The sequence below is a fragment of the Nocardiopsis sp. NPDC049922 genome (assembly GCF_040660275.1).
GTDB lineage: Bacteria > Actinomycetota > Actinomycetes > Streptosporangiales > Streptosporangiaceae > Nocardiopsis.
On sequence record NZ_JBFAME010000022.1, the window covers coordinates 1 to 22,493 of the forward strand.

Annotated in this window: 23 protein-coding genes; 13 read left to right on the forward strand and 10 right to left on the reverse strand. The window is 71.5% G+C overall.

What is annotated here, in order from left to right; all coding sequences use genetic code 11:
* The first annotated feature begins 327 nt into the window (after positions 1–327).
* Entirely contained in the window at positions 328–639 is a 312-nt protein-coding gene (locus AB0I72_RS25905) for a hypothetical protein (protein WP_358573146.1), read from the forward strand.
* 109 nt (positions 640–748) lie between these two features.
* On the opposite strand, the gene serB is transcribed toward AB0I72_RS25905, so the two are convergent.
* From serB to AB0I72_RS25920, 3 genes are all read right to left on the reverse strand, one after another.
* Positions 749–1,960 (reverse strand): phosphoserine phosphatase SerB, encoded by a 1,212-nt coding sequence (gene serB / locus AB0I72_RS25910; RefSeq protein WP_358573148.1) that lies wholly within the window; start codon positions 1,958–1,960, stop codon positions 749–751.
* 86 nt (positions 1,961–2,046) lie between these two features.
* Entirely contained in the window at positions 2,047–2,634 is a 588-nt protein-coding gene (locus AB0I72_RS25915; protein WP_358573150.1) for a DUF1707 domain-containing protein, read from the reverse strand.
* 127 nt (positions 2,635–2,761) lie between these two features.
* A complete protein-coding gene (locus AB0I72_RS25920; RefSeq protein ID WP_358573152.1) occupies positions 2,762–3,517 on the reverse strand; it encodes a hypothetical protein in 756 nt (251 codons plus the stop codon).
* Between the two features lie 56 nt (positions 3,518–3,573).
* On the opposite strand from AB0I72_RS25920, the gene AB0I72_RS25925 reads away from it, so the two are divergent.
* From AB0I72_RS25925 to AB0I72_RS25935, 3 genes are all read left to right on the forward strand, one after another.
* The gene (locus AB0I72_RS25925) at positions 3,574–4,359 is read left to right on the forward strand and encodes an ABC transporter ATP-binding protein (RefSeq protein WP_358573154.1); all 786 of its coding nucleotides are present in this window, start codon (positions 3,574–3,576) and stop codon (positions 4,357–4,359) included.
* A gap of 262 nt (positions 4,360–4,621) precedes the next feature.
* On the forward strand, positions 4,622–5,548 hold the full coding sequence (locus AB0I72_RS25930) for an SPFH domain-containing protein (RefSeq protein ID WP_358573156.1): 927 nt from the start codon (positions 4,622–4,624) through the stop codon (positions 5,546–5,548).
* A 148-nt stretch (positions 5,549–5,696) separates the two neighbouring features.
* Positions 5,697–6,455 (forward strand): sulfite exporter TauE/SafE family protein, encoded by a 759-nt coding sequence (locus AB0I72_RS25935; RefSeq protein WP_358573158.1) that lies wholly within the window; start codon positions 5,697–5,699, stop codon positions 6,453–6,455.
* A 7-nt stretch (positions 6,456–6,462) separates the two neighbouring features.
* On the opposite strand, the gene AB0I72_RS25940 is transcribed toward AB0I72_RS25935, so the two are convergent.
* The 3 genes from AB0I72_RS25940 to AB0I72_RS25950 form a co-directional block, all read right to left on the reverse strand.
* Positions 6,463–7,086 (reverse strand): HD domain-containing protein, encoded by a 624-nt coding sequence (locus AB0I72_RS25940; RefSeq protein ID WP_358573160.1) that lies wholly within the window; start codon positions 7,084–7,086, stop codon positions 6,463–6,465.
* A 202-nt stretch (positions 7,087–7,288) separates the two neighbouring features.
* Positions 7,289–8,164 carry a prolyl oligopeptidase family serine peptidase gene (locus AB0I72_RS25945; protein ID WP_358573162.1) on the reverse strand — a complete coding sequence of 292 codons (876 nt, stop codon included), beginning with the start codon at positions 8,162–8,164 and terminating at the stop codon, positions 7,289–7,291.
* On the reverse strand, positions 8,158–8,748 hold the full coding sequence (locus tag AB0I72_RS25950) for a TetR family transcriptional regulator (RefSeq protein ID WP_358573211.1): 591 nt from the start codon (positions 8,746–8,748) through the stop codon (positions 8,158–8,160). The genes AB0I72_RS25945 and AB0I72_RS25950 overlap by 7 nt, the downstream gene beginning before the upstream one ends.
* Positions 8,749–9,226: 478 nt before the next feature.
* On the opposite strand from AB0I72_RS25950, the gene add reads away from it, so the two are divergent.
* A complete protein-coding gene (gene add / locus AB0I72_RS25955) occupies positions 9,227–10,273 on the forward strand; it encodes an adenosine deaminase (RefSeq protein ID WP_358573164.1) in 1,047 nt (348 codons plus the stop codon).
* On the opposite strand, the gene AB0I72_RS25960 is transcribed toward add, so the two are convergent.
* Positions 10,270–11,400 carry a CapA family protein gene (locus AB0I72_RS25960; RefSeq protein WP_358573166.1) on the reverse strand — a complete coding sequence of 377 codons (1,131 nt, stop codon included), beginning with the start codon at positions 11,398–11,400 and terminating at the stop codon, positions 10,270–10,272. The two genes, add and AB0I72_RS25960, sit on opposite strands and share 4 nt — an antisense overlap.
* A 671-nt stretch (positions 11,401–12,071) precedes the next feature.
* On the opposite strand from AB0I72_RS25960, the gene AB0I72_RS25965 reads away from it, so the two are divergent.
* The 3 genes from AB0I72_RS25965 (at position 12,072) to AB0I72_RS25975 (ending at position 14,887) form a co-directional block, all read left to right on the forward strand.
* Positions 12,072–13,136, forward strand: coding sequence for a chaplin family protein (locus AB0I72_RS25965; protein ID WP_358573168.1), 1,065 nt, complete (start codon positions 12,072–12,074; stop codon positions 13,134–13,136).
* Positions 13,137–13,272: 136 nt separating this feature from the next.
* Entirely contained in the window at positions 13,273–14,073 is an 801-nt protein-coding gene (locus AB0I72_RS25970) for an SURF1 family protein (RefSeq protein WP_358573170.1), read from the forward strand.
* The gene (locus AB0I72_RS25975) at positions 14,057–14,887 is read left to right on the forward strand and encodes a class I SAM-dependent methyltransferase (RefSeq protein ID WP_358573172.1); all 831 of its coding nucleotides are present in this window, start codon (positions 14,057–14,059) and stop codon (positions 14,885–14,887) included. Before AB0I72_RS25970 ends, AB0I72_RS25975 begins: the two co-directional genes overlap by 17 nt.
* On the opposite strand, the gene AB0I72_RS25980 is transcribed toward AB0I72_RS25975, so the two are convergent.
* Positions 14,874–15,431 carry an RNA 2'-phosphotransferase gene (locus tag AB0I72_RS25980; protein WP_358573174.1) on the reverse strand — a complete coding sequence of 186 codons (558 nt, stop codon included), beginning with the start codon at positions 15,429–15,431 and terminating at the stop codon, positions 14,874–14,876. The two genes, AB0I72_RS25975 and AB0I72_RS25980, sit on opposite strands and share 14 nt — an antisense overlap.
* Positions 15,432–15,550: 119 nt before the next feature.
* Between AB0I72_RS25980 and AB0I72_RS25985 the strand changes: the two genes are divergently transcribed.
* Together AB0I72_RS25985 and AB0I72_RS25990 are read left to right on the forward strand one after the other, a co-directional pair.
* Entirely contained in the window at positions 15,551–16,360 is an 810-nt protein-coding gene (locus tag AB0I72_RS25985) for a TIGR02452 family protein (protein WP_358573176.1), read from the forward strand.
* 92 nt (positions 16,361–16,452) lie between these two features.
* Positions 16,453–17,472, forward strand: a complete 1,020-nt coding sequence (locus AB0I72_RS25990) for a hypothetical protein (protein ID WP_358573178.1) — start codon at positions 16,453–16,455, stop codon at positions 17,470–17,472.
* Here the strand turns inward: AB0I72_RS25990 and AB0I72_RS25995 are convergent.
* A complete protein-coding gene (locus AB0I72_RS25995) occupies positions 17,429–18,307 on the reverse strand; it encodes an NAD(P)-dependent oxidoreductase (RefSeq protein WP_358573180.1) in 879 nt (292 codons plus the stop codon). The genes AB0I72_RS25990 and AB0I72_RS25995 overlap by 44 nt on opposite strands.
* Positions 18,308–18,527: 220 nt before the next feature.
* Here AB0I72_RS25995 and AB0I72_RS26000 point away from each other — a divergent pair, with 220 nt between their 5' ends.
* Together AB0I72_RS26000 and AB0I72_RS26005 are read left to right on the forward strand one after the other, a co-directional pair.
* Positions 18,528–19,454 carry an AraC family transcriptional regulator gene (locus tag AB0I72_RS26000; RefSeq protein WP_358573182.1) on the forward strand — a complete coding sequence of 309 codons (927 nt, stop codon included), beginning with the start codon at positions 18,528–18,530 and terminating at the stop codon, positions 19,452–19,454.
* A gap of 172 nt (positions 19,455–19,626) precedes the next feature.
* Positions 19,627–20,421, forward strand: coding sequence for a VOC family protein (locus AB0I72_RS26005; RefSeq protein WP_358573184.1), 795 nt, complete (start codon positions 19,627–19,629; stop codon positions 20,419–20,421).
* A gap of 70 nt (positions 20,422–20,491) precedes the next feature.
* Here AB0I72_RS26005 and AB0I72_RS26010 read toward each other — a convergent pair whose 3' ends face one another.
* Positions 20,492–20,977 carry an Lrp/AsnC family transcriptional regulator gene (locus AB0I72_RS26010; protein WP_358573186.1) on the reverse strand — a complete coding sequence of 162 codons (486 nt, stop codon included), beginning with the start codon at positions 20,975–20,977 and terminating at the stop codon, positions 20,492–20,494.
* A gap of 193 nt (positions 20,978–21,170) precedes the next feature.
* Between AB0I72_RS26010 and AB0I72_RS26015 the strand changes: the two genes are divergently transcribed.
* Positions 21,171–22,475 carry an MFS transporter gene (locus tag AB0I72_RS26015; RefSeq protein ID WP_358573188.1) on the forward strand — a complete coding sequence of 435 codons (1,305 nt, stop codon included), beginning with the start codon at positions 21,171–21,173 and terminating at the stop codon, positions 22,473–22,475.
* Positions 22,476–22,493: the final 18 nt, after the last annotated feature.

Here is a 22,493-nt window from a genome sequence, read left to right on the forward strand (position 1 = left end):
CTGATGGTACTGCCCTGTGGTGGGGTGGGAGAGTAGGTCGCTGCCACGGTTTTTCTTGGAGGGGGTCGTCCCATGGGGGCGGCCCTCTCTTTTTTACGGGCATGCTTGTGAACTCGTGAAACCGATGAGGCAGTCGTTTTTCGGTCTTCGGTGGCTCTGTTCTCGATTCGGTCTTTTTCCGGGGTGCTTCGAGTGCCTGTTCTTTCCAGCATTCTCCCAATTCACAATATGTTCAAGATTGCGTCTATCCGTCTATGAAACGGTGTTTTCGGGCATATCACACATTGACCGCGATTCGGCGGTCGGGAGCACGAGGAGGGGTGTGTGATGAACGGGAACCGGATGGTGAGGGCGGGTGCCCGTGCCGCCGCCGTGGCGGTGCTGGTGGGAGGGCTGGCTGCGGGAACGGCCGGACCCGCCGTCGCGCAGGCGGACGTTGAAGCAAGGAACCGGACGTATGTGAAGGCCGAGTCGGTGCCAGATCAGGAGACCGCGAGCACTAGGTCGGGGAGTCTGGGGGGTCTGGGGGGTCTGTTGAACCTGGGTTTGAAGGACCTCTCTCTGGCAGGGATCGCGAATGTGCCAATCAAACACGTGCTCAACGACAACAACATCAATATTCCCATTCTGTCGTCGTGAGTCAGCACGGTGCGACCCGTTGAATCCAGGTAGCGTCTGAGACGGGAATGAAACAGGAGAGTCCGCGGGCGCCTCGACGTGTTCTGTGTCGGGGCACCCGTGTGTCGGATCAGGCGTGCAGGTCGGCCGCCTCGATCTCCTCGCGGGTGATCCCCAGGATGAAGGCGATCGCGTCCAGATAGGGCACGGTCACCGAGGTGTCCGCCTGCTCGCGAACGACCGGCTTGGCGTTGAACGCCACACCCAGTCCCGCGGTCTGGAGCATGTCCAGGTCGTTGGCCCCATCGCCGATCGCGACCGTCTGGGTCAGCGGCACCCCGGCCTCCTCGGCGAACCGCTGCAGCGTCGTGGCCTTCCCCTTGCGGTCGATGATCGGGCCCACCAGCTCACCGGTGAGCTTGCCGTCCACCACCTCCAGGGTGTTGGCGGCGGAGTAGTCCAGGTCCAGGAGCTCCACCAGGGAGTCGGTGATCTGGGTGAACCCGCCGCTGACGATGCCGCACTCGTATCCGAGCCGCTTGAGCGTGCGGACCAGGGTCCGGGCGCCCGGCGTCAGCACGATCTCCTCCCGGACGCGGTCGATCGCGGAGGCGTCGAGTCCGCGCAGCAGCGCGACCCGGGCGCGGAGGGACTCCTCGAAGTCCAGCTCCCCGCGCATCGCCTGCTCGGTCACCTTGGCGATCTCCTCCTCGCAGCCCGCGTGGGCGGCCAGGAGCTCGATCACCTCGCCCTGGATCAGGGTCGAGTCCACGTCCATGATGATGAGGTGCTTACCCCGGCGGTGCAGCCCGCTGGGCTGGACGGCGACGTCCACGGCCTGGGTGCTCGCCTCCATCGCCAGTTCGGCGCGGAGCTGGTCGGCGCTTCCCCCGGAGATGTCCATCTCGACGGAGGTCACCGGGTAGCTGGAGAGCCGTTCGATGCGGTCGATGTTGGCGCCCGCACGGGCCACGCACGACGTGATCGCGGCGAGGGCGCCGGGGCGGAGCGGATCGGCCAGGACGGTGACGTGCAACCGGTTCGGGTCGTAGGTGTTGACCCGTCCCCCGCCGTCCCCGTACTCGGTCTCCATGTCGAGGTCGATCGCGGTCTTGTCGAGCGCGTTGCGAACCTCCTCGAAGACGCGGTGCCGAGTCACGCCCGGAGCGACGCGCTCGTCCACCTCCAGGATCACGCCCAGGACCAGGCGACCGCCGAGGACGACCTGCTCCAGGTCGACGATGGCGACCGGGAAGACGGAGAGGGTGCTGAGCAGACGCGCGCTGATGCCCGGACGGTCCCGCCCGGTCACCGTGACCGACAACGTGGTTTCATCATTCATGGCGTCATCCACGGTACTCGGCCCGGGCCGACCCGTGATCGGCAGGTCGGCCTCTTTTCGCAGGTCGTTCACTATATGGACAACTGTCAGCGGCGTGGCTTCTTGGCCTTGACCGTGATTCCGCCCAGCATGCAGGTGCCGGTGAGCCGCACGACCGGCGCGTTCGGCTCCGTGACCTGGTCCGTGCCGTGCACGTCGGCGCCGCCCAGGATCGCGGACGTGTTGTTGATCACCCTGACCCCGTGCGGCACGATGATGTCCACGCCGCCCAGGATGACGGCCAGCTGGATGGTCACCTCGTTCTGGCTGAGGACGGCCTCGCGCAGATCCAGCTCGGCGCCTCCGCACAGCACGGACACGTTGGTCCGCGGCTCGACCAGCCAGCGACCCCGGCGTTCGCACCCCCCGAAGACCGCCACGAGGTTCTCCGAACCCTTGCTCTGCTCGGCCAGGTCGCGGGCCTCGGAGCCGAGGAGGGGGCGCTGGGTGGGTTCGGACGTCGGGAGATCCGCCACGATGGGAGCGAGCTCCCCGACCGTCTTGGCGCGGTAGAGGTCGTCCAGCCGGTCCTCGAGCTCCGTGGGGCTGAGCCGCCCCTCCGCGAGGGCGTCCCGGAGCCGCTCGGCGACCCTGTCCCGGTCGGAGTCGGAGGCTCGGATGTGGTCGGGCTGCATGGTCTCCTCGTTCCCTTCTCTCCACCTGCCTTCCAGTATTGGGGGTGCCGGGCCGTGGGGGATCAGGTATCGCCCCTGGGAGAACCCCGAGATCCGGTCAGCGCGTCCCCCGCTCGTGGGCGGTGTCCTAGCGACGCGGTGCGATCGCCGCGTGCGCGGCCACCCGGGCGCGGCGCACGGCCATGTCCAGCTGCCGGAGGGCCTCGCGCCGGCTCTCCGCCTGTCGCGCGCTGAGGCCGCGGCCGGAGAGCGGTTCGGCCAGCTCGACGACCCTCGCGAGCCGTTCGGCCTGGGCGGCCAGCCGGTGGGCGCGCGGCGGGTAGCCGTGCGCGAGCGGCGGCGCCTCCCTGTTCTCCAGCGCGCCCAGGACCTCCGGGCCGAACCCCGCGGCGTCGTCCACCCCCTCCAGGGCCCTGGTGACCTCGATCAGGGTGAGCTTCAACCGCTGCTCGGCCTCGGCGAGGTCGGGGACCTGCGGTATGGCGTTGGCGGCCCGGAAGGGGGTCCATGAGACGCCCACATAGGATGATCCTCGCCGGTCGGGGGTGGGCACCAGGCCCAGCTGTTCGTCGGCGAGCTGTACCAGGACACCCTCCCGGGCCTCCACGGCGGCCTGGTTGAGGTCCTTCGGCCCGACGAGCCCCAGCGGATCGCCCCAGGTGGGCAGCGCGAGCCGGAAGACCGACAGCCCGAGGCCGCCGAGGCGGACCAGGGCGGTGCGCAGGGGCACGCCGCTGTCGAACGGCAGGTCGTCCCCGGGTACTGTCCCGATCAGGTTGGGGCCGCCGCGTCGCTCCACGGCGTCGACGGCGTCGTCCAGTCCGACGTGTCCGGACAGCCAGGCGTTGCCCCAGGCGACGAGCGGTGCGGACGTGAGATGCATTGCTACAGGGTAGGTCGGCCCGTGCACCGGCGTGGGACGTGATGTGAGGGAGAACGATGGACGGGCGTGTGGTGGGCCTGAACGGGGTCACGGTGCGACGCGGGGGCGCGGCTCTGCTGGACGGGGTCGACTGGACGGTCCAGGAGGGTGACCGGTGGGTGATCCTCGGGCCCAACGGCGCGGGGAAGACCACACTGCTCAACGTCGTCTCCAGCCAGCTCTTCCCGACGGAGGGCTCGGTGGAGGTCCTCGGTGAACGGCTCGGCCGGGTCGACGTGTTCGAGCTGCGGCCGCTGATCGGCTACACGAGCGCCGCTGTGGCGGCCCGGGTCGAGCCGGGTACCCCGGTCGTCGACCTGGTGATCAGCGCCGCCTACGGCTACATGGGGCGGTTCCGCGAGGAGTACGGGATCCCGGACTACGGGCGGGCCCGCGCGCTGCTGGGGCACTGGGGCGTGGGCGACCTCGCCGACCGGGAGTTCCACACCCTGTCGGAGGGCGAGCGCAAACGGGTGCTCGTCGCCCGCGCGCTCATGGCCGACCCGGAGATGCTGCTCCTGGACGAGCCCGCGGCCGGGTTGGACCTGGGCGGACGCGAGGACCTGGTGCGGCGGCTGGGTGTGCTCGCCCGCAACGAGGCGGCGCCCACGCTCGTCATGGTCTCGCACCACGTGGAGGAGATCCCGACGGGCTTCACGCACGGTCTGTTCCTGCGGGAGGGGCGCGTGGTCGCCGCGGGTCCGCTGGACGAGGTGATGACGGCGGACACGCTCACGGACACCTTCGGCCTGCCGTTGAAGGTGGAGCGTGACGGGGACCGGTGGAGCGCCCGCGCGGTCTGATGATTTGGGATTGAGTTAAACAGGGCAATCTATCGACCACAATTCCTATATCTGTCCGGATGTGGATGCCCCTGGTGCATATGGGGTAGCGTCATCGATCGGTGAGCGGATCGCTCTATTTCGGCGCGCTTTATGATCATCGGGTGGGCGGGGCCGCCGATGCGCGGTCCGCGCCCGCTCCCCTGATCCCCTCGGGAAACTCCGGAGCCGCCCTCATGCCGTTGCTGATCGCCGCCCCCCGCTTCGAGACGGGGGTTGCCCCATGACGACCACGATCATCATCGTCGCGCTCTTCGTCGCCGTTCTGCTCATCATCTTCTGGCGGAGCGTGCGTATCGTCCCGCATTCGATGGAGGACGTCGTCGAACGGTTCGGCAAGTTCCACCGGACGCTGAACTCGGGTTTCAACGTCGTGATCCCGGGCGTCGACCAGGTGCGCGAACGGATCGACCGGCGGGTGCAGGTGGTCAGCTTCCCGCCGCAGTCGGCCATCACCGAGGACAACCTCGCGGTCGAGGTCGACTCGGCGGTCTACATCCGGGTCGTCGACGCCTACCGCGCCACCTACGAGGTCGCCAACTTCATCCAGGCGGTCGAGCAGCTGACCCTGGCCACACTGCGCAACGTCGTCGGCGGCATGAACCTGGAGGCGACGCTCACCTCCCGGGACGAGATCAACCGCGAGCTGAAGACGGTCCTGGACGAGGCCACCGCGGACTGGGGCATCGAGATCAGCCGGATCGAGCTCAAGGGCATCGAGCCGCCGTCCTCCGTGCAGGAGGCGATGGAGATGCAGATGCGCGCCGACCGGGAGAAGCGCGCCCAGCTGCTGAGCGCCGAGGGTGAGAAGCAGGCCGCGGTGCTGCGCGCCGAGGGCGAGCGCTCCTCGGCGGTGCTGCGGGCCCAGGGCGCCGCCGAGGCGCAGATGCTCACCGCCAAGGCCGACGCCGACGCCCAGACGCTCCGGGCGCGAGGTGAGGCCGACGCCATCCACATCGTGTTCAAGTCCCTGCACGCCAGCAGGATCGACAAGGACGTGCTCGCCTACCACTACATCCAGAAGCTCCCGGAGATCGCGCGGGGCGACGCCAACAAGGTGTGGGTCGTCCCCTCCGAGATGGGCCGCGCGCTCCAGGGGGTCGGCGACGCCTTCGATCGGTTGCGCGACGAGGTCGTTCGCGTTCCCTGATGTCCGGGACGCCCCGCTCGGACACGGTCCGGCGCTGACACGGCGGGGCTGACCGGCCCCGGCCCCATGGTCCGATGACCGGTTCTCGTAGTCTGTGGGGAATCTTCCCCGACGGACCGGGGATCGGTACGGACCTGGAGCGTCGGGGATGGAACTGTGGGAGGCCGCCGCCATCCTGCTGGCCGGAGTGGCGGCCGGGGGGATCAACGTCATCGCGGGGTCGGGCACGCTGTTCACCTTCCCCGTCCTCCTGGCGCTCGGCTTCCCCCCGATCACCGCGACCGTCTCCAACACCATCGGCCTGGCCCCCGGGTCGATCAGCGGGACCATCGGCTACCGGCGTGAGCTGCGGGGGCAGCGCACGCGCGTGCTGCGCCTGGGCGCCATGGCCTTCGTCGGCTCCATCACCGGCGCGCTGCTGCTCGTCTACCTGCCGCCCGGGGTGTTCGAGACGGTCGTCCCGTTCATGATCGGCGCGGCGTGTGTGCTCATCCTGTTCCAGCCCCGGATCGCCGCGTGGGCGCGGTCGCGCAGGCCCGCGTCCGAGAACGGCGGTCCGCTGCTCCCGGTGGGCTGCTACGCGACCGGCGCCTACGGCGGCTACTTCGCGGCGGCGCAGGGGATCATCCTGCTGAGCCTCCTGGGCACGGCGCTGGATGACGACCTCCAGCGGATCAACGCCCTGAAGAACGTGCTCACGACCATCGCCAACAGCACGGCCGCGGTGTTCTACATCGTCCTGGCCTCGCCCGCGTGGACGGCGGTGGCGCTCATCGCGGTCGGCACGATCATCGGCGGTCACCTGGGCGCGCGCTACGGGCGCAGGCTCAGCCCCGCCGCGCTGCGGGTGTGCGTGGTCGTCGTGGGCCTGACCGCCGCGATCCAGCTGGTCATGGGCCGGATCTGACCCGGCCTCAACCCTTGAGGTATCCGCGCCGGTCGGCGTCCTCCACCAGCGCGGTGGCGTAGGCGCCGAGCGCCTCGGAGCCCTCCGCGATCAGCTTGATCGCCTCCATGACCTGGGCGCGCGTGACACCGAAGCGCAGCCAGGTGCCGCCCTCGTTGTGCCAGTTGGACAGCATGGGCGCCAGGCGGTCGACGGCCCGGGCGAAACGGGCCTCGCGGGTGGCGCGCGCCTCGAACTCGTCCCACAGCGCCCGCGCCCGTTCGGCCTGGTCCTCGGGCAGCAGGGGGAAGATGCGGTCGGCCGCCGCGCGCTCGCGTTCGGCCTGGGTCTCGGTGCTGACGCGGTCGAAGAGGAAGGTGTCGCCGGCGTCGATCTCGACGATGTCGTGCAGCACGAGCATCTCGGTGACCCGGTCGATGTCGGTGCCCTCGGGGGCGTACTCGGCGAAGGTGCGCGCGGCCAGGGCCAGGTGCCAGGAGTGCTCCGCCGAGTTCTCCCGGCGGGAGCCGTCGACCAGCAGGTTCTGCCGCAGGACGCGCTTGAGCTTGTCGACCTCCAGAAGGAAGCGCAGTTGCGCGTTCAACCGCTCGTTGTCGACCCCGCTGGCAAAGACCGGTGCCGGTTCCGTCACGTGGTTCGCCCTCCTGATGGATGAGTCGAAACGGTCAGGTGGACCGCGTGAGCGGTCGCCACTGGATGATCCCATGGAACGCGCACCAGCTGTCTCGGCGGCGTCCTCCGAACAGCCGCGGGGGGAGGTCGGATGGTGCACCCGGTGAACGGGCGGTGCCGCGGCCGGGCGGAGGGGGCTCGGGGGCCGGTGGAGGGTCGTCTCAGTCCTGCGGCGATGTCTGGACCTGCGTGGAGGAGGTCAGGTGCCGGTGCAGCCACTCGGTGAGCGCGCGGTCGGTGAGGACGCCCGCCGGGGTCAGCGGCCCGGGCGCCAGACCGGGCTCGGGGCCGATCGTGTGGGCCAGGTCGGGGATGACGATGTGACGCAGGGCATGTTCGGGCACGTGGGGTTGGAGCGCGTCGTGCAGGGCCTGTCCGTCGTCGGGCGTGACCACCTCGTCCTGTCCGCCGCTGACGACGAGCAGCGGTGTCCGGGCGTGCGCGACCTCCTCGGCGCGGGCGGTGAAGTCCAGCCACTCGCGGGTCTGCCGTGAGCGTTCGTCCCACGCGTAGGGTGCGCCGGAGCGGCGTTCCCGGGCCGAGATGACCAGGGCCGGGTCGGCGACGGGGTTGATGACGGCGGCCGCGCCGACCGGCAGGCGGCTCTCGGCGAGGGTGAGCAGGGTGGCGGCCGCCCCGGCCCCGAAGCCCACCAGGCCGACGGGGTCGTCGGTGACCGGGAGGGTGGCGCGCAGCGCGTCGGCGACGCGGTGCAGCTCGGCGGCGGACTCCTCGACCACCGGCCCGAAGAGCTCGACGAGGTAGTCGCGCTCGCCGCGCTGGTTGACCTCGGGGACGCCGCCCTCGGGCAGGCGGGCGCCGAACAGGGGCAGGCCCAGGTAGACGCGCCAGGCGGGGAGCGGGGCCATGGGGATGACCCCGGCCAGGGCGGCCTCGCCGCGCGGCGGCTCGAAGGCGTGCAGCGCGAGGACGAGGGGCGCCGGCGCGTCGCTCGCCGCGGGAGGCAGGGCCAGGTAGGGGACACCGGCGGCCGTGCCGGTGACGGGTCGGGTGAGGGTGCTGGTGTCGGCTACCACGGATGATCGCCTCCGTTGCGCTCGGAGAAGTCGGTCAGGTAGCTGCTGACCAGGCGCTTGGCCTCGCGGATGAGGGCCGGGTCGCCGTCCGGGTCGTCGCGGAAGGCGAGCTTGAGCACCGAGTCGGCGGCCTCGACGGCCACGTGGATGGCGCGGTCGAGGTCGTCGGTGTCGGGGATGCCGGTGACGGACACGATGATCTCGCGCAGGCGGACCGAGATGACGCGGTTGTTGTCGGTGCCGCCGTTGAGGAGTCTGCGGTCGACGATGTCGCCGAAGTGCAGGCTCCGGAAGCCGGGGATCGTCCGGTGCATGTCGATGTACTCGTCGATGACGGTGTCGACGGCCACGGTCCAGTGCGAGAAGGAGGCGTCGGCCAGGCGTTCGGTGACGCGCGCGCCGAACTGGTCGAGGAAGCGCAGGCCGAGGGCCTGGGTGATGGCCTTCTTGTCCGGGAAGAACTGGTAGACCGACCCGATGGCGACGCCGGCGCGCTCGGCGATGCGGGTCGTGGAGAGGTTGTCGTAGCCGATCTCGTCGAGGAGTTCCGCGCAGCAGTCGAGCATGCGCTGCACTCTGAGCATGCTGCGTTGCTGTGCGGGGAGTCTGCGGAGCGGGGCCTGGGCGAAGGCGAGGCCCTCGGAGGCGAGGCTGACCGGCCCACGGCTCTCGCGCGACACGTGGGACCCGTTCGCGCCGCCAGGGGACCGTCGCGGCCGCTGGGACGTTGAGCTTCGGGGATTTGTCGTCACACCACCTATGATGCCTTTCCGGATTCACCTGGTTCCGTGGAAATTCCACTTTCGTTCCGGAGATCGTTGCGGAAGTGTCCGACGTCTCCGTGGTACGGGTGTTCTTCGAGGTCACGAACGTGGTTCCGGTCAACGTGACGGATGTCCACTTCGCCGGTTCCGCTGGTGATTGTCGTCGTCACCGTTCGCGCGGGCCGACGCTACCCCGTGGGGGTGACACTTTCCGGTGCCGCCAGGGTTCTGACGTGGTCGCGTGAGCTTCGGCCGTGGGGGCTGGGTGGGGCGTGTCCGCACGCGTAGTCTCGCGCCCATGGACACCAACCCGGCCCCGGCGACCGTCGACGCGCTCATCAAGGACCTGCCCAAGGTGGAACTGCACGTCCACCTGGAGGGCTCGATGCCCGCGGACACCCTGTTCGCGCTGGCCCGCAAGTACGGCCTGACCCAGCTCCCCGACTCCCTGGAGGCGCTCCAGGAGTGGTACGCCTTCACCGACTTCCCGCACTTCGTCGAGGTGTACCTGGAGTCGGTGGGCGCCCTGCGCGACGAGGAGGACTTCGCGCTCCTGGCCTCCGTCGTCGCCCGGCGGCTGGTCGCGCACAACGTGCGCTACGCGGAGCTGCACGTCAGCCTGTACGGGCATCTGATGCGCGGGGTCCCGGCACGGGTGGTCTTCGACGGGATCGAGCACGCGCGGGTGGCGGCCGAGCGCGACCTCGGTATCCAGCTGCGGTGGATTCCGGACTTCCCGGCCGACTTCGGGGTGGAGAGCGCGGAGCAGACGGTCGAGGCGGTGCTGAGGGACGCGCCGCACAGCGTGGTCGGGTTCGGCGTCGGCGGTGTGGAGACCCCGCTGGAGCAGTACGCCGGGGTGTTCGGCCGGGCGCGCGCGGCCGGACTGGCGAGCCTGCCGCACGCCGGTGAGCACGGCGGCCCCGAACGGGTGCGCGAGGCGCTGGACGTGCTGCACGCGGAGCGGATCGGGCACGGCATCGACTCGATGCGTGACCCGAACCTGGTCGCGCGGCTGGTCGACGAGCAGGTGCCGGTGGACGTCAGCCCGACCTCCAACGTGTGCACGCGCGCGGTCGGGGAGATCGGGGACCATCCGCTGCCGAGCATGCTGGACGCCGGTCTGCTGGTCACGCTCAACACCGACGACCCGACGATGTTCGGCACCGACCTGACCCGCGAGTACCGCACCGCGTACGACCTGGGGCTGTTCCCGGCCGACCTGGTGCGGCTGGCCGCGAACGGCGTGCGTGCCTCCTACCTGGGCGCGGCACGCCGCCACGCGCTGCTGGGCGAGATCGCCGCCGTCGCCGAACGCCACGGCGTCGCCGCGCCGGTCCTCTAGGCGGGAGAGCCGGTCAGGGGCAGGGCGCAGGTGCCGCGCATCTCCTCCCACGTCGTGCGCGCCTGGTCGGCGGCGGCGCCCTCGTAGGGCACGGGGACGCCGCCCTCGATGCGCGCGGGAGCCCAGTCGGACTCGGTGACGCGGCCGTCGTCGAAGGTGAGCGTGAGCACGCCGCTCTCCGCGGTGGGTCCGTCGAAGTTGTAGAAGACGAAGTTGCCCAGCCCGTAGTGCACGTAGGAGTCGCCGACGAAGCCGCCGGGGGACAGCACGTGGGCGTGGCCGCCGACGACGGCGGTGGCGCCCGCCGCGATGAGGTCGTCGGCCAGCGTGGGGGCGTGCCCGATCGGGCAGTGCGATCCCTCCAGGCCCCAGTGCAGGAAGACGACGACGTTGTCGACCTCGGCGGCGGCCTCGGTGACGGCGGTCAGCATCCGCTCGCGGGCCTCGCCCTTGACGGAGGCGAGTCCGGGCTTGCCCTCACCGGCGGTCCAGGCCTCCATGAGGTGGTCGTCGAGGACGTCGGTGGCGCCGAACAGGGCGACCGTCTGACCGCCCGCCTCCGCGATGTGCGGGGTATAGGCCTCGTCGGCGTCGTTCCCGGCCCCGACCAGGGCGACGGGTGAGGCGTCGCCGGCCGCGAGGGTGTCGGCCAGACCGTCCTCCCCGTAGTCCATTCCGTGGTTGTTGGCCATGGACGCCACGTCCACGCCGGCCGCGTCCAGGGCCTCCAGGGCGGTGGAGGGGGCGCGGAAGACGTACTGCTTGTTCGGTGCGGGGGTGCCGCCCTCGGTGACGGCCGTCTCCAGGTTGACCATGGCCAGGTCGGCGGCGGAGAGCTGGTCGGCGATCGGACCCATGGCGGTCGACGGGTCGGTGAGCCGGGATTCGAGGAGGCCCTCGAACATGACGTCGCCGCCGAAGGCGATGGTGAAGGGCTCGGTGTCCTCGGGCGGCGTGCTCGGCGAGGCGGTCGCGCCCTGGAGGGCCGCGGCCTCCTCGGTGCCGCCGTCCGTCTCCGTGGGGGAGTCCGTGTCTTCTGGGGAGCAGGCGGACACGAGGAGGGCGGTGGCGAGCAGCGCGGCCCCGCCGCGGAGCGGGGTCCGGGGGAGCCGGGGGCGGGTGGGCATGGAGGTCTCCTGGGAAGGGGTCGTGAGGGGGTGTCCGTGCAGTGGGACGCGCGCCCCGCATGTCCGGTTTGCCGGACTGGTCGCCTACTACTCCGTGTCGCCGAGCGGCGACCGATCGGGTTGGTATCATTTCCGGCTTTTCGTGTGAATCGGATATTTGTTAGAAGGGCGGAAGGTTCGGGCGTTCGGTATACGGCGCCGAACGTGGTCTCGGAAACGAATCAACGAAGTGGATTAGTGGACGAGATCTGAGGGGACCCAAATTTTCTTTGCCGCCAATCACGACCCTCTGTTCCTGTATATGTACGTAGAGTTATTAACTACAAGGCTTTGACCAGTGATGACTTCAAGCTGTTGTGTATTGCGTACTTAAAGTATCGACAGCACGGAACACTATTTCTGAAAAACGCCTGCGCGCCGCCCGGGGCTTGCTAACGTTTCGGTCCGTCGCCGGTTCTCGCCAGGGTCGATCCCTAAGAGCCGCGGCCTCCGCACGTCAGCGGGCCACCCCGCAGAATTCACCGTCGACCGGTGACGGGCCCGCCAGCGCCGTGGACGTGGAATCGCTCCTCTGGGAAGCGAGACCGCGCACCCCGGTTCCCTCCGCGGCGCTCACGCGCCATGACTGGCGCGATCGCCTGGCTGTCTCCGTGAAAGGTCAAAGCAGCACGATGCGCAACACACTCCGTTACCCCTTCGCGACCGTCCTCACCGCCGGACTCGTGGTCGCCCCCCTGACCGCGGCCCTCGCCGACACGTCCACGGACGGTTCCGGTGGCGTGGCCAGCGGCAACCAGATCATCGTCCCCGTCGACATCCAGGCCGACCTGTGCGGCAACTCCCTCGCCGTGCTGGGCATCTCCAGCGCCGAGTGCGACCAGGTGTCCCAGGTGCTCTACGAGACCAGCGGGCAGGGCGCCTCGACCGACGGTTCCGGTGGCGTGGCCAGCGGCAACCAGATCATCGTCCCGGTCGACGCGGCCGTGGACGCCTGCGGCAACGCGGTCGCGGTCGGCGGTCTCTCCGAGGCCGACTGCGTCGAGGTGGTCGAGGCCCTGGAGGAGGAGAGCGCGTCCGAGAGCGGCGCGTCCACGGACGGTTCCGGTGGCGTGGCCAGCGGCAACCAGATCATCGTCCCGGTCGACGCCGCGATCGACATCTGCGGCAACTCGGTCGCCGTGCTGGGCGCCTCCAGTGCCGAGTGCACCACCATCATCAACATCATCCAGGCCTCCCCCGCGAACGAGGGAGCGCCGACCACCGACGGCTCGGGCGGTGTGGCCAGCGGCAACCAGATCATCGTCCCGGTCGACGCCGCCGTCGAGATCTGCGGCAACGCCGTGTCCGTGCTCGGCGTCGCCGAGGGCGCGTGCATGGAGCAGATCTCCGAGGACGGCGGCGATGGCGGTGACGGTGGTGACGACGGCGGTGACGACGGCGACGGTGGCGACGACGGGAACGACGGCGGTGACGGTGGTGACGACGACGGCGGCGACAACGGTGACGGTGGCGACGACGGCCGCGACGACGATGACGACACCGACGGCGGCTCCGACGACGGCGACGACTCCTCCTCCACCGGTGACGACCCCCAGCCCCAGGCCGACGAGGAGCTCGCGGTGACCGGCACCGCCCTGGGCGGTCTGGTCGCGGCCGGTGTGGCCGCGATCGGGGCCGGCGCCGCCGGTCTGTACTTCGCGCGCAAGCGCCGCGCCGCCGCCGAGGACGAGGTCTAGCACCCGAGCCGCAGGCGCGAACCGACCGTTGGGCGGGGCTCCCGGTGTTCCGGGGCCCCGCCCTTCGCGCGTCCGGGCACCGTGCCGGGTCGGGGGCGGTGCGGGGTGACCGGGGACGTCTCATAACCTCGAAGACGTGCTCAGAGTCCTGTTCTCCTCACGCATGCTGGCCTTCCACGCGCTGGTCCTGCTGATCGTGCCCAGTTTCGTGTGGTTGGGCTTCTGGCAGCTGGACCGCTGGGAGCAGCGCAGCGCCGCGGTCGACCTCCAACAGGGCAACCTGGCCGCCGACCCGGTGCCCGTCGCCGAGCTCACCGAGGTCGGCGGGACCGTGGACCGCGAGGACCGGTGGCGCACGGTCGAGGCCACCGGCGCCTGGGACACCGAACACGAACTCCTGCTGCGCAACCGGGACGGCGAACGCGGCGTCGGATTCCACGTGCTCACGCCCCTGGTGACCGAGGAGGGACCCGCCGTCCTGGTCAACCGGGGCTGGATCGCCCCCGGGGAGACCGCGCGGGACACCCCCGAGGCGCCGTCCGCGCCCGAGGGCGAGGTCGAGATCGCCGGACGCCTCCAGTTCTCCGAGAGCGAGGAGAACACCGGGCTGCGCGAGCGCGACGGCCTGCCCGAGGGCCAGATCATGATCGTGGACGTCGAGTCCCTCGCCGAGGACCTGCCGTACCCGGTCTACGGCGGATACGTGGAGCTCACCCGGCAGGACCCCGTGCCCGACCCCGCCCCCGAGCGTGTGGCCGTGCACGAACTGGACTCGGGGATGAGCCTGTCCTACGCGGTGCAGTGGTGGGTGTTCACGCTCATCGCGATCGGCGGATGGGTGTTCCTGGTCCGGCGCGAGCTGAGGGACGCGCGGGCGGCGGAGTCGGATGCGACCCCGACGGGGACACCGGAGGAGGAGCATGCGGGACGAGGCTGACTACCCGGACCCCGGCCACGTCGAGCGCCGCGCCGCCGACCCGGTGGAGAGCGCGCGGGCGGGCCGCCTGTGGTGGGACGCCGCCGCCGACGCCTACCAGGCCGACCACGGGGCCTTCCTGGGAGACGCCGACTTCGTGTGGTGCCCCGAGGGGCTGACCGAGGCCGACGCCGACCTGCTCGACCTGGCGCGGACGCGCGACGGACGGTTCCTGGAGGTCGGGTGCGGCGCGGGCCAGTGCTCCCGGTGGCTGCGCTCCCAGGGGGTGCGGGAGGTCGTCGCCGTCGACGTCGCCCTCCGCCAGCTCCAGCACGCGCGGCGGATCGACGAGGAGGTCGGGATCGCGGTTCCCACGGCGCAGGCGGACGCCCAGCGGTTGCCGTTCGCGGACGCCTCGTTCGACGTGGTGTTCTCGGCCTTCGGGGCGTTCCCGTTCGTGCCCGCCGCCGTGGACGCGCTGGCCGAGGCCGGTCGGGTGCTGCGCCCGGGCGGGCGCCTGGTGTTCTCGGTGACCCACCCCGTGCGCTGGTGCTTCCCGGACGATCCGACCGAGCGCGGGTTCACCCTCCACCAGTCCTACTTCGACCGCCGCGCCTACGTGGAGGAGGACGACCGGGGGCGCGCGGTCTACGTCGAGCACCATCTGACGATGGGCGACTGGATTCGCGGGATCGTCGGGGCCGGGCTGGTCCTGAGGGACGTGGTGGAGCCGGAGTGGCCCGAGGGGCACGAGCGGGTGTGGGGCGGTTGGGGGCCGATCCGCGGCCGGATGATCCCGGGGACGGCGGTCTTCAGCGCCGTCAGGCCGGGCTGACCGGTGCGCCGAGGTACTCGGGCGGCACGGACCCGACCAGCCAGACCCCGTTGTCGGTGACGCGGAAGGCGTGCCCGTCGGCGTGCATGCGTCCGGCGGCGACCACCAGCACGACCGGGGCGCCGCGGCGGGAGCCGACCGTGCGGGCGGTGGCCTCGTCGGCCGACAGGTGGACGTCGTGGCGGCTCATGGGTCGCAGCCCCTCGGCGGTGATCGCGGGCAGGAAGCGACCGACGGTGCCGTGGTAGAGCAGTTCCGGCGGCGCGGTGGGCTCCAGGGCGAGGTCGACCTGGACGGTGTGGCCCTGGCTCGCGCGGATGCGGGTGCTGTCCGCGTTGAGGGCGAACCTTCGCTTGTCGTTGGTGCGGACGATCTCCATCAGCTCGGCGTGGGTGATGCGGCGCCCGGCGTGGCGGCAGCCGTCCAGGAGCGCGCGGACGTCGGCCCAGCCGTTCGCGTCGAGGGTGATTCCCGCGCGGGCGGGGTCGTGGCGCAGCACCAGGGAGAGGAACTTCGAGGCGCGGATGCGGCGCTTGGGGTCCATGCTCCGAGGATGCCCTCCTCCCGGAGGCGGGGCCAGCGGTTTTCGGCCCGGTGAAAACCCGTTGGGCGGGTGGTGCGCGTCCGGATAGGTTCGTGCCGCGTCGAGGGCGAGGAGAGAGCGTGTCACAGAGGCTGCGCCAGATATGGCGGGAGACCCGCACCGCCGTCGAGGACGAGCGGTACGCGGTCGGCGGTCGCCCGGTGGAGCTGTCGGAGGCGCTCGCGGCGATGCGCGCGGGCACGCGGCTCTACCTGCCCGAGGAGGTGCGGGCCCTGACCGCTCCGGAGGGGGCGCGGGCGACGCGCGTCGAGGTCACGGGTGAGAGCACGCTGGAGGCACTCGTGCGGCTGTCCGGTTCGGACGGGCTCGCGGCGCTGAACTTCGCGTCGGCCCGTAACCCTGGCGGGGGCGTGGCGAACGGCGCGCGGGCCCAGGAGGAGAGCCTGGCGAGGTCGAGCGCGCTGTGCGCCTCCCTGACCAGGTGTCCGGAGTTCTACGACCACCACCGGAAGGCGACGAGTCTGCTGTACTCCGACCGGGTGATCCACTCGCCGGGCGTGCCGGTGTTCCGGGACGACCGCGGCGCGTGGCTGCCCGAGCCCGTGGTGGCGGACTTCCTGACCTGCGCCGCGCCGAACCGGCGCATGGTCGAACGCAACGGGACGGGCGAGGAGCACCTGATCGGCGACGTCCTGACCCGCCGTGCGCGGGGCGTCCTGGCGGTGGCCGCGGACCGCGGGGCGGTCACCCTGGTCCTGGGCGCGTGGGGCTGCGGGGTGTTCGGGAACCGTCCCGCCGAGGTGGCGGCGGCCTTCGCCGAGCCCCTGAACGGGGAGTTCGCCGGGGTGTTCGAGCACGTCGTGTTCGCGGTGATGGACCGGGACGACGCGCTCCGGCAGCCGTTCCGGGAGGCGTTCGCCTGTTCGTGACCCGGCCCGTCGTTCGAACCGCGACTCCGAGCCGCCGGATACGGGTAGGACGCCCTGCGTGACCGACGGTGCCGAGTGGCCTGGGGTGTCCGGTGCGCGTCCCTCTCCTCCTCCGAACCGCGCTCGACTGGCACCGCCCGCTCATGACGGCCGCGGCGCTGTCGGGACTGGTGTTCGCGGTGGCCCTGGCGGGGATCGCGGCCGACGACCGCGTCCTGGTGGGCGAACCCGTCTGGAGCAAGCCCGCGAGGTTCGCCCTGTCGATCGCCGTGTACACCGTCACGCTCGCCTGGCTGCTCTCCCGGACCCGGCGGTTCGGGCACCGGCTCGGCACGGTGATCGCGGTGCTGGTCACCGCCGAACTGGCGGCGATCGTGGTCCAGACCGTGCGGGGTGTGCGGAGCCACTTCAACGTCGCGACCGCGGTCGACGCCGTGGTCTTCAACGCCATGGGCGTGGTCATCATGGCGGTGTGGGCGCTCAACCTCGCCTTGGCCGCCGTGCTGCTCCGCCGACCGGTCGGTGACCGCGCCACGACGCGGGCCGTGCGGTGGGGGATGGCGGTCACGCTGGCGGGCATGCCGGTGGCGCTGCTGATGTCCCCGGCCACGCCGGAGCAGGCGGCCGCGCTGGCGGAGGGCGGGTCGGACGTGATCGGCGCGCACACCGTGGGTGCTCCCGACGGCGGACCGGGGCTGCCGTTGGTCGGGTGGAGCACGGTGGCGGGCGATCTGCGGGTGCCGCACTTCGTCGGGGTTCACGGGCTCCAGGCGATGATCCTGGTGGCGCTGACCGTGGGGGCGGTGGCGCGGTACCGGTCCGAGGCCGCCCGGGTCCGGCTGGTGGGGGTGGCGGGGGCCGCCTACGCGGGGATGTTCGGGCTGACCGCCTGGCAGGCGCTGCGGGGCCAGTCCGTCGTGGCCCCGGACGCGTGGACGCTGACGGTCGCCGGCGCGCTCCTGGTCTGCGCCGTCGCGGGTTCGTGGTGGGCGCTCGCGCGCAGGGGGAGGCGCCCTCCCGGGAGCGAGCCCGGGGCGGCCGGGGGTCGCGGCCGCCCACGGGCGTCGGTCACACGGTGTCGGCGCCGCGGAAGAGCTGGACCACACCGGTGATGTTGTCCGCGCCGTGGCCTCGGTCGACCGCCCGTTGGTAGACGTCGGCGGTGGTGCTGGTGAGCGGAAGGTCGGCGTCCCGCAGGGCGGCGTCGGTCGTGGCGTACGCCAGGTCCTTGGCGACCAGCTCGATCGGGAACGCCGCCGGGAAGGTGCGGCCGAGCATGGCGGTGGCGGCGCCGGCGGAGGCCGGGCCGGTGACCGGGGTCGCGGTCAGCACGTCGACGGCGCGGGCCGGGTCGAGATCGGTGCCGTCCAGGGCGCCGACCAGCTCGGCGACCGCGGCGACCTGGACGGCGAACAACGCGTTGACGACGAGTTTCATCCGCGCGCCGGATCCGGTGGATCCCATGTGGTGTACCGCGGCTCCGAGCTGCCGCAGCACCGGTGTGACGCGGCACAGGCTCGCCGGGTCCCCGCCGACCAGGAAGATCAACGCGCCGGCCTCGGCCTGCGGACGTGAACCCACGACCGGCGCGTCGAGCCACGTCACCCCGTGTCGCGCGCCGCGGGTGGCGAGCTCGTTCGAGAAGCCGGGCGTGACGGTGGAGCAGTCGACGGCGATCCCTCCGGGCGCCATGGCCGCCAACGCGCCGTCGTCGGGGGAGAGCCAGACGTCGCGGCCGGCGTCGTCGTCGCGCAGCATGCTCACCACCAGATCGCGGTCGGCCGCGGCGAGCGCGGGCGTCGCCGCGGGCGTGGCGCCGGCCTCGACGAGCGGCTTCGTGGCCTCGGGGCTCCGGTTCCACACGGTGAGATGGTGCTCGCCCGTGGCGAGGAGACGGTGGGCCATGCGCGAGCCCATCGCGCCGAGTCCCAGCACAGCGATGTTCATCGTGCTCCTTGTGTGCGTCGTGCGGTGGCGGCAGCCGGTCGATCGCCGCGCGGCCCAGACCACGATGGCCCCCGGTGGCCGGGGCGTGGATTCCGGTGATCCGGATACCGACGACTCTGCCGCTCAACGATGAGGTGATGAATGGCTGAGACGCTCACGTTCTTGTCCGTCCGTCGCATTCCGATACCCACGGTGTCGCTGACACCGCTACGCTGGGTGGATGGATGTGCTCGGTGACGTACTGGCGCTGGCCCGCGTCGACGCCAGTCTCATGGCGACCTTCGACGCGCGGGCCCCGTGGGCGATCGAACTTCCGGCCCGCCGGGGCGCCTCGTTCCACGCCGTGGTGGCCGGCACGTGCTGGTTCACCGCCGTCGGCGCGCCGCCGCGCCAACTGACCCCCGGCGACCTCGTGCTGCTGCCCGCCGGAGCACGCCACGCACTGGCCACCGACCCGGGCCTGCCGACCCGTCGCTTCGACGAGGACCTCAAACGCCGCCTCATCCAGCCCGACGGCGAGCTGGTCCTCGATGGCCCCGGCGCGCGCACCCGCATCCTGTGCGCCGGATACGGCTACGCGCCCGACGCCGCCCACCCGGTGCTGAGCCTGCTGCCGCCGGTGCTGCACGTGGCCACCGCACAGCCCGAGAGCGGACCGTGGCTGCGCATGATCCTGGACCTGCTGGCCCACGAGACTCACGACGACGCCGCCGGGTCCAGCACCGCCGCGGTCCGCCTGCTCGACCTGTTGCTCATCCACGTCATCCGCGCCTGGCTGGACTCCGGTGGCGACGCGGTGGACACCTCGTGGCTGCGGGGCCTGCGCGATCCGGTCACCGCCCGCGCCCTGTCCGCCCTGCACGCACGGCCCGGCCACGCCTGGACCCTCGACGCGCTGGCGGCGACCGTCAACGTCTCCAGAGCCACTCTCGCCCGACGGTTCACCCGCGAGGTCGGCCAACCCCCGCTGACCTACCTCACCCGGTGGCGGCTGCACGTGGCCGCGCACCAGCTGCGTGAGACCACCGCACCGGTCGCCACCATCGCCCACGAGGTGGGCTACACCTCCGAGTACGCCTTCAACCGTGCCTTCACCCGCGCCCACGGCCAACCGCCCGGCCGCTACCGCCGTCGCACCACCGCGTAGGCGAGGCCACCGCCCGGCCCGGCGACCGGGAGCGGCTCGTGGACGGAGCCGGGGCCGCTCGGCCGTCGTGTGAGTTGTGCGAGTCTTTGCCGCGTCACACCCCGCTCGCAGGGCTGGCGCGGGAGAGACTCGGAGGTGGTGCGTTTCGTGGACACACGGAGAAGGGGAACCCATGATCACCACCAACTTCGTCTCCGGCTCCCCCTGTTGGATCGAGCTGGGGTCGCCGGACGTGGACGCCTCCGTCGCCTTCTACCGGAAGGTGCTCGGGTGGAGTGTCGGCGAGCCCGCGCCGGACACGGGCGGGTACCGGATGTTCCAGCTGGACGAGATCCCGTTGGCCGGTCTCGGGCCGCTCATGGACGAGGGGCAGCGTCCGGCGTGGAGTGTCTACTTCGCCACCCCCGACGTCGACGCGACGGCCAGCACCGTGGTGAGTCTCGGCGGGACCGTGCACGCGGGGCCGATGGACGTGATGTCGTTCGGCCGGATGGTGTTCTGCGCCGACCCCCAGGGCGGGGACTTCGGGCTCTGGCAGGCGTACGACTTCCCGGGCATGGGGGTCACCGACCAGGACGACACCCTGTGCTGGGTCGAGCTGTGGACGCCGGACAGCGCCGCCGCGCAGTCCTTCTACACCAAGCTGTTCGGCTGGCGCTTCCAGGACTTCGATCTCGCGGGGAGTCCCGAGCCGTACCGGATCATCGCCCCGTCGGGCGAGGCCGAGAACCGGGAGTTCGGCGGGCTCATGGGGGTGGGCGCCGCCGAGTTGGAGGCGACCGGCGGCAAGGCCGCCTGGCAGCCGGTGTTCGCCGTGGCCGACTGCGACGCGGTCGCCTCGGCGGTCGGCTCGGCGGGCGGTCAGGTGCTCATGGGACCCGATGACATACCGGGGGTGGGCCGGGTGGCCGTGTGCGTCGACCCGTTCCAGACCGGGTTCGCGCTGCTGACGCCCTCACCCGAGTGACGCGCCGGGGCCGCGGTCGTGCGAGGTGACCGCGGTCCGGAACGACCCCGACCGCGACGCGCGGGCACGGTCACCTCTGGCGCCGCCTCCCTCCCGTCGTCGGCGCGATGCGGTCGTTGCGCAGGTGCTCGTAGACGATCGACGCCCGCACGTCGGCGACCTCGGGCCGTTCGGTCAGTCTGTCGACCACGAACGCGTAGAGGCTGTCGTTGTCGGGCAGCGCGACGTGGACGAGGAAGTCCTCGCTTCCCGAGGTCACGAAGACCGACAGGGTGTCGGGCAGCGAGCGCACCCAGTCGCGGAAGGCCTCGATGTTGTGCCGCGAGGGCTTGACGACGCGCACGGTGATGAGCGCCTGCACCGGTCGGCCGATGAGTTCGAGGTCGACGTCGAGGAGTGCGCCGCGGATCACACCCTTCTCCCGCAGCGCGCGGGTCCGGTCCAGCGTCGTGGTCGGCGACGCGCCCACCGCGGCGGCCACGTCCCGGTTGGTGCGCCGTGCGTCCGCCTGGAGTTCGGCCAGGATCGCCGTATCTAGTTCGTCAAGATCAGCCATGCGCGCATTATACCCGTATTAAATACGGAAAGTTGTGTATACGTCCGCTGTGTGCATAACATTTATCTGAAAAGGTCGTATTTGGCGCGCCCAGGGGAGCGGATCCTTCCCGGGCAGGCGACGTCGCCCGCCGGACGACCCCGCTCGGATGCAGCGCCGCATCACCGCACACCAAGGGACGTCCGTCGCCGTCATGAGCGTTTCCTCCGTCGCGGCCGCCACCGACCGACCGTCGGTCCGGCCGCCCGCCGAGGCTCCCACCGGAGCCCGCCGAGGCCGCGTCCTCGCCCTGCTGGCCATCACCTGCGCCGCGCTGAACCTGCGCCTGGTGGTCACCGCCCTGTCCCCCCTGCTGACCACGGTCGGGGACGAGTTCGGCTTCGCCGCCACCGTCGTCGGCGTGTTCGGCACCCTGCCGCTCGTCGCCTTCGCCGTCTTCGGCCTGGTCACCCCCGCGATCATGCGCCGCCTGGGACCAGAGCTCACCGCCGTGCTGAGCATGCTGCTGACCGGTGTCGGCCAGGCCCTGCGCGCCCTCGCCCCCGACACGGGCACACTCCTGGTCCTGACCGCCGTGGCCCTCGCGGGCGCCGCGCTGGGCAACGTCGTGCTGCCACCCCTGATCAAGCAGTACTTCCCCGACCGTCTGGCGACGCTCAGCACCGTGCAGATGGTCGCCATCCACGCGGGCGCCCTCTTCCCGCCGCTGGTCGCCGTCCCCCTCGCCCAGGCCGTCGGCTGGCGGTTCGCGGTCGGCGCGTGGGCCGTGATCGCCCTGGTGGCCGCCGGGCTGTGGGCCGCCCAGTGGCTGCGGCCGACGGGGACCGCGGCCCCTCAGGGCGACCTCCTCCCGGCCCGGGGCGCCCTGGCCCGCCCCGTCTGGCGGGTGGGCATGGCCTGGCGCCTGGCCCTGCTGTTCGGGATGGTCACCTGGAACGTCTTCATCCTGTTCACGTGGCTGCCGACCCTGCTCGCCGACGCCGGTCACAGCGACGCCTTCGCCGGGAGCATGGTGTCGCTGATGGTCGGGGTGAGCCTGATGTTCGCCCTGGTCGCGCCCACCGTCACCGTCCGTGTCACCAACACCTTCCCGATCGTCGCGCTGGGCGTGGGCGGGTACGCGACCGGCTACCTCGGCGTGGCGGTCGGCCCCGAGCACCTGACGCCGCTGTGGGCGGTCTTCCTCGGTCTGGGCACCAGTCTGTTCGTGGTGACGATGACCATGATCACCACCCGCAGCACCACCCCCGGCGGGGCGGGCGCGCTCTCCGGGTTCGTCCAGGGCGCGGGCAGCGGGATCGCGCTGGGCGGTCCGCTCCTCTTCGGTCTGGTCGCCGAGCTCACCGGCGGATGGGCCGCGTCGTACCTGTTCGTGGCCGGTGCGTCGCTCCTCGTCGCGCTGGTGACGGCCTACGCCGAGCGGACTCCGCGCACCATCGAATCGGCCGCCGAATCGGTGCACCCGGACCCCGGTGGGACGCCGTTCGTGCGCGCATAATGGCGGCATGAGATCCTC

Excerpts from the sequence above, each read along its gene's own strand:
- add (WP_358573164.1), top strand. The coding sequence starts at position 9,227 with ATGGACACCAACCCGGCCCCGGCGACCGTCGACGCGCTCATCAAGGAC.
- AB0I72_RS25905 (WP_358573146.1), top strand. The coding sequence starts at position 328 with ATGAACGGGAACCGGATGGTGAGGGCGGGTGCCCGTGCCGCCGCCGTG.
- serB (WP_358573148.1), bottom strand. The coding sequence starts at position 1,960 with ATGAATGATGAAACCACGTTGTCGGTCACGGTGACCGGGCGGGACCGT.
- AB0I72_RS26005 (WP_358573184.1), top strand. The coding sequence starts at position 19,627 with ATGATCACCACCAACTTCGTCTCCGGCTCCCCCTGTTGGATCGAGCTG.
- AB0I72_RS25980 (WP_358573174.1), bottom strand. The coding sequence starts at position 15,431 with ATGGACCCCAAGCGCCGCATCCGCGCCTCGAAGTTCCTCTCCCTGGTG.
- AB0I72_RS25935 (WP_358573158.1), top strand. The coding sequence starts at position 5,697 with ATGGAACTGTGGGAGGCCGCCGCCATCCTGCTGGCCGGAGTGGCGGCC.
- AB0I72_RS25995 (WP_358573180.1), bottom strand. The coding sequence starts at position 18,307 with ATGAACATCGCTGTGCTGGGACTCGGCGCGATGGGCTCGCGCATGGCC.
- AB0I72_RS25965 (WP_358573168.1), top strand. The coding sequence starts at position 12,072 with ATGCGCAACACACTCCGTTACCCCTTCGCGACCGTCCTCACCGCCGGA.
- AB0I72_RS25920 (WP_358573152.1), bottom strand. The coding sequence starts at position 3,517 with ATGCATCTCACGTCCGCACCGCTCGTCGCCTGGGGCAACGCCTGGCTG.
- AB0I72_RS25960 (WP_358573166.1), bottom strand. The coding sequence starts at position 11,400 with ATGCCCACCCGCCCCCGGCTCCCCCGGACCCCGCTCCGCGGCGGGGCC.
- AB0I72_RS25975 (WP_358573172.1), top strand. The coding sequence starts at position 14,057 with ATGCGGGACGAGGCTGACTACCCGGACCCCGGCCACGTCGAGCGCCGC.
- AB0I72_RS26015 (WP_358573188.1), top strand. The coding sequence starts at position 21,171 with ATGAGCGTTTCCTCCGTCGCGGCCGCCACCGACCGACCGTCGGTCCGG.
- AB0I72_RS25950 (WP_358573211.1), bottom strand. The coding sequence starts at position 8,748 with ATGCTCAGAGTGCAGCGCATGCTCGACTGCTGCGCGGAACTCCTCGAC.
- AB0I72_RS25930 (WP_358573156.1), top strand. The coding sequence starts at position 4,622 with ATGACGACCACGATCATCATCGTCGCGCTCTTCGTCGCCGTTCTGCTC.
- AB0I72_RS25915 (WP_358573150.1), bottom strand. The coding sequence starts at position 2,634 with ATGCAGCCCGACCACATCCGAGCCTCCGACTCCGACCGGGACAGGGTC.
- AB0I72_RS25925 (WP_358573154.1), top strand. The coding sequence starts at position 3,574 with ATGGACGGGCGTGTGGTGGGCCTGAACGGGGTCACGGTGCGACGCGGG.
- AB0I72_RS26010 (WP_358573186.1), bottom strand. The coding sequence starts at position 20,977 with ATGGCTGATCTTGACGAACTAGATACGGCGATCCTGGCCGAACTCCAG.
- AB0I72_RS26000 (WP_358573182.1), top strand. The coding sequence starts at position 18,528 with ATGGATGTGCTCGGTGACGTACTGGCGCTGGCCCGCGTCGACGCCAGT.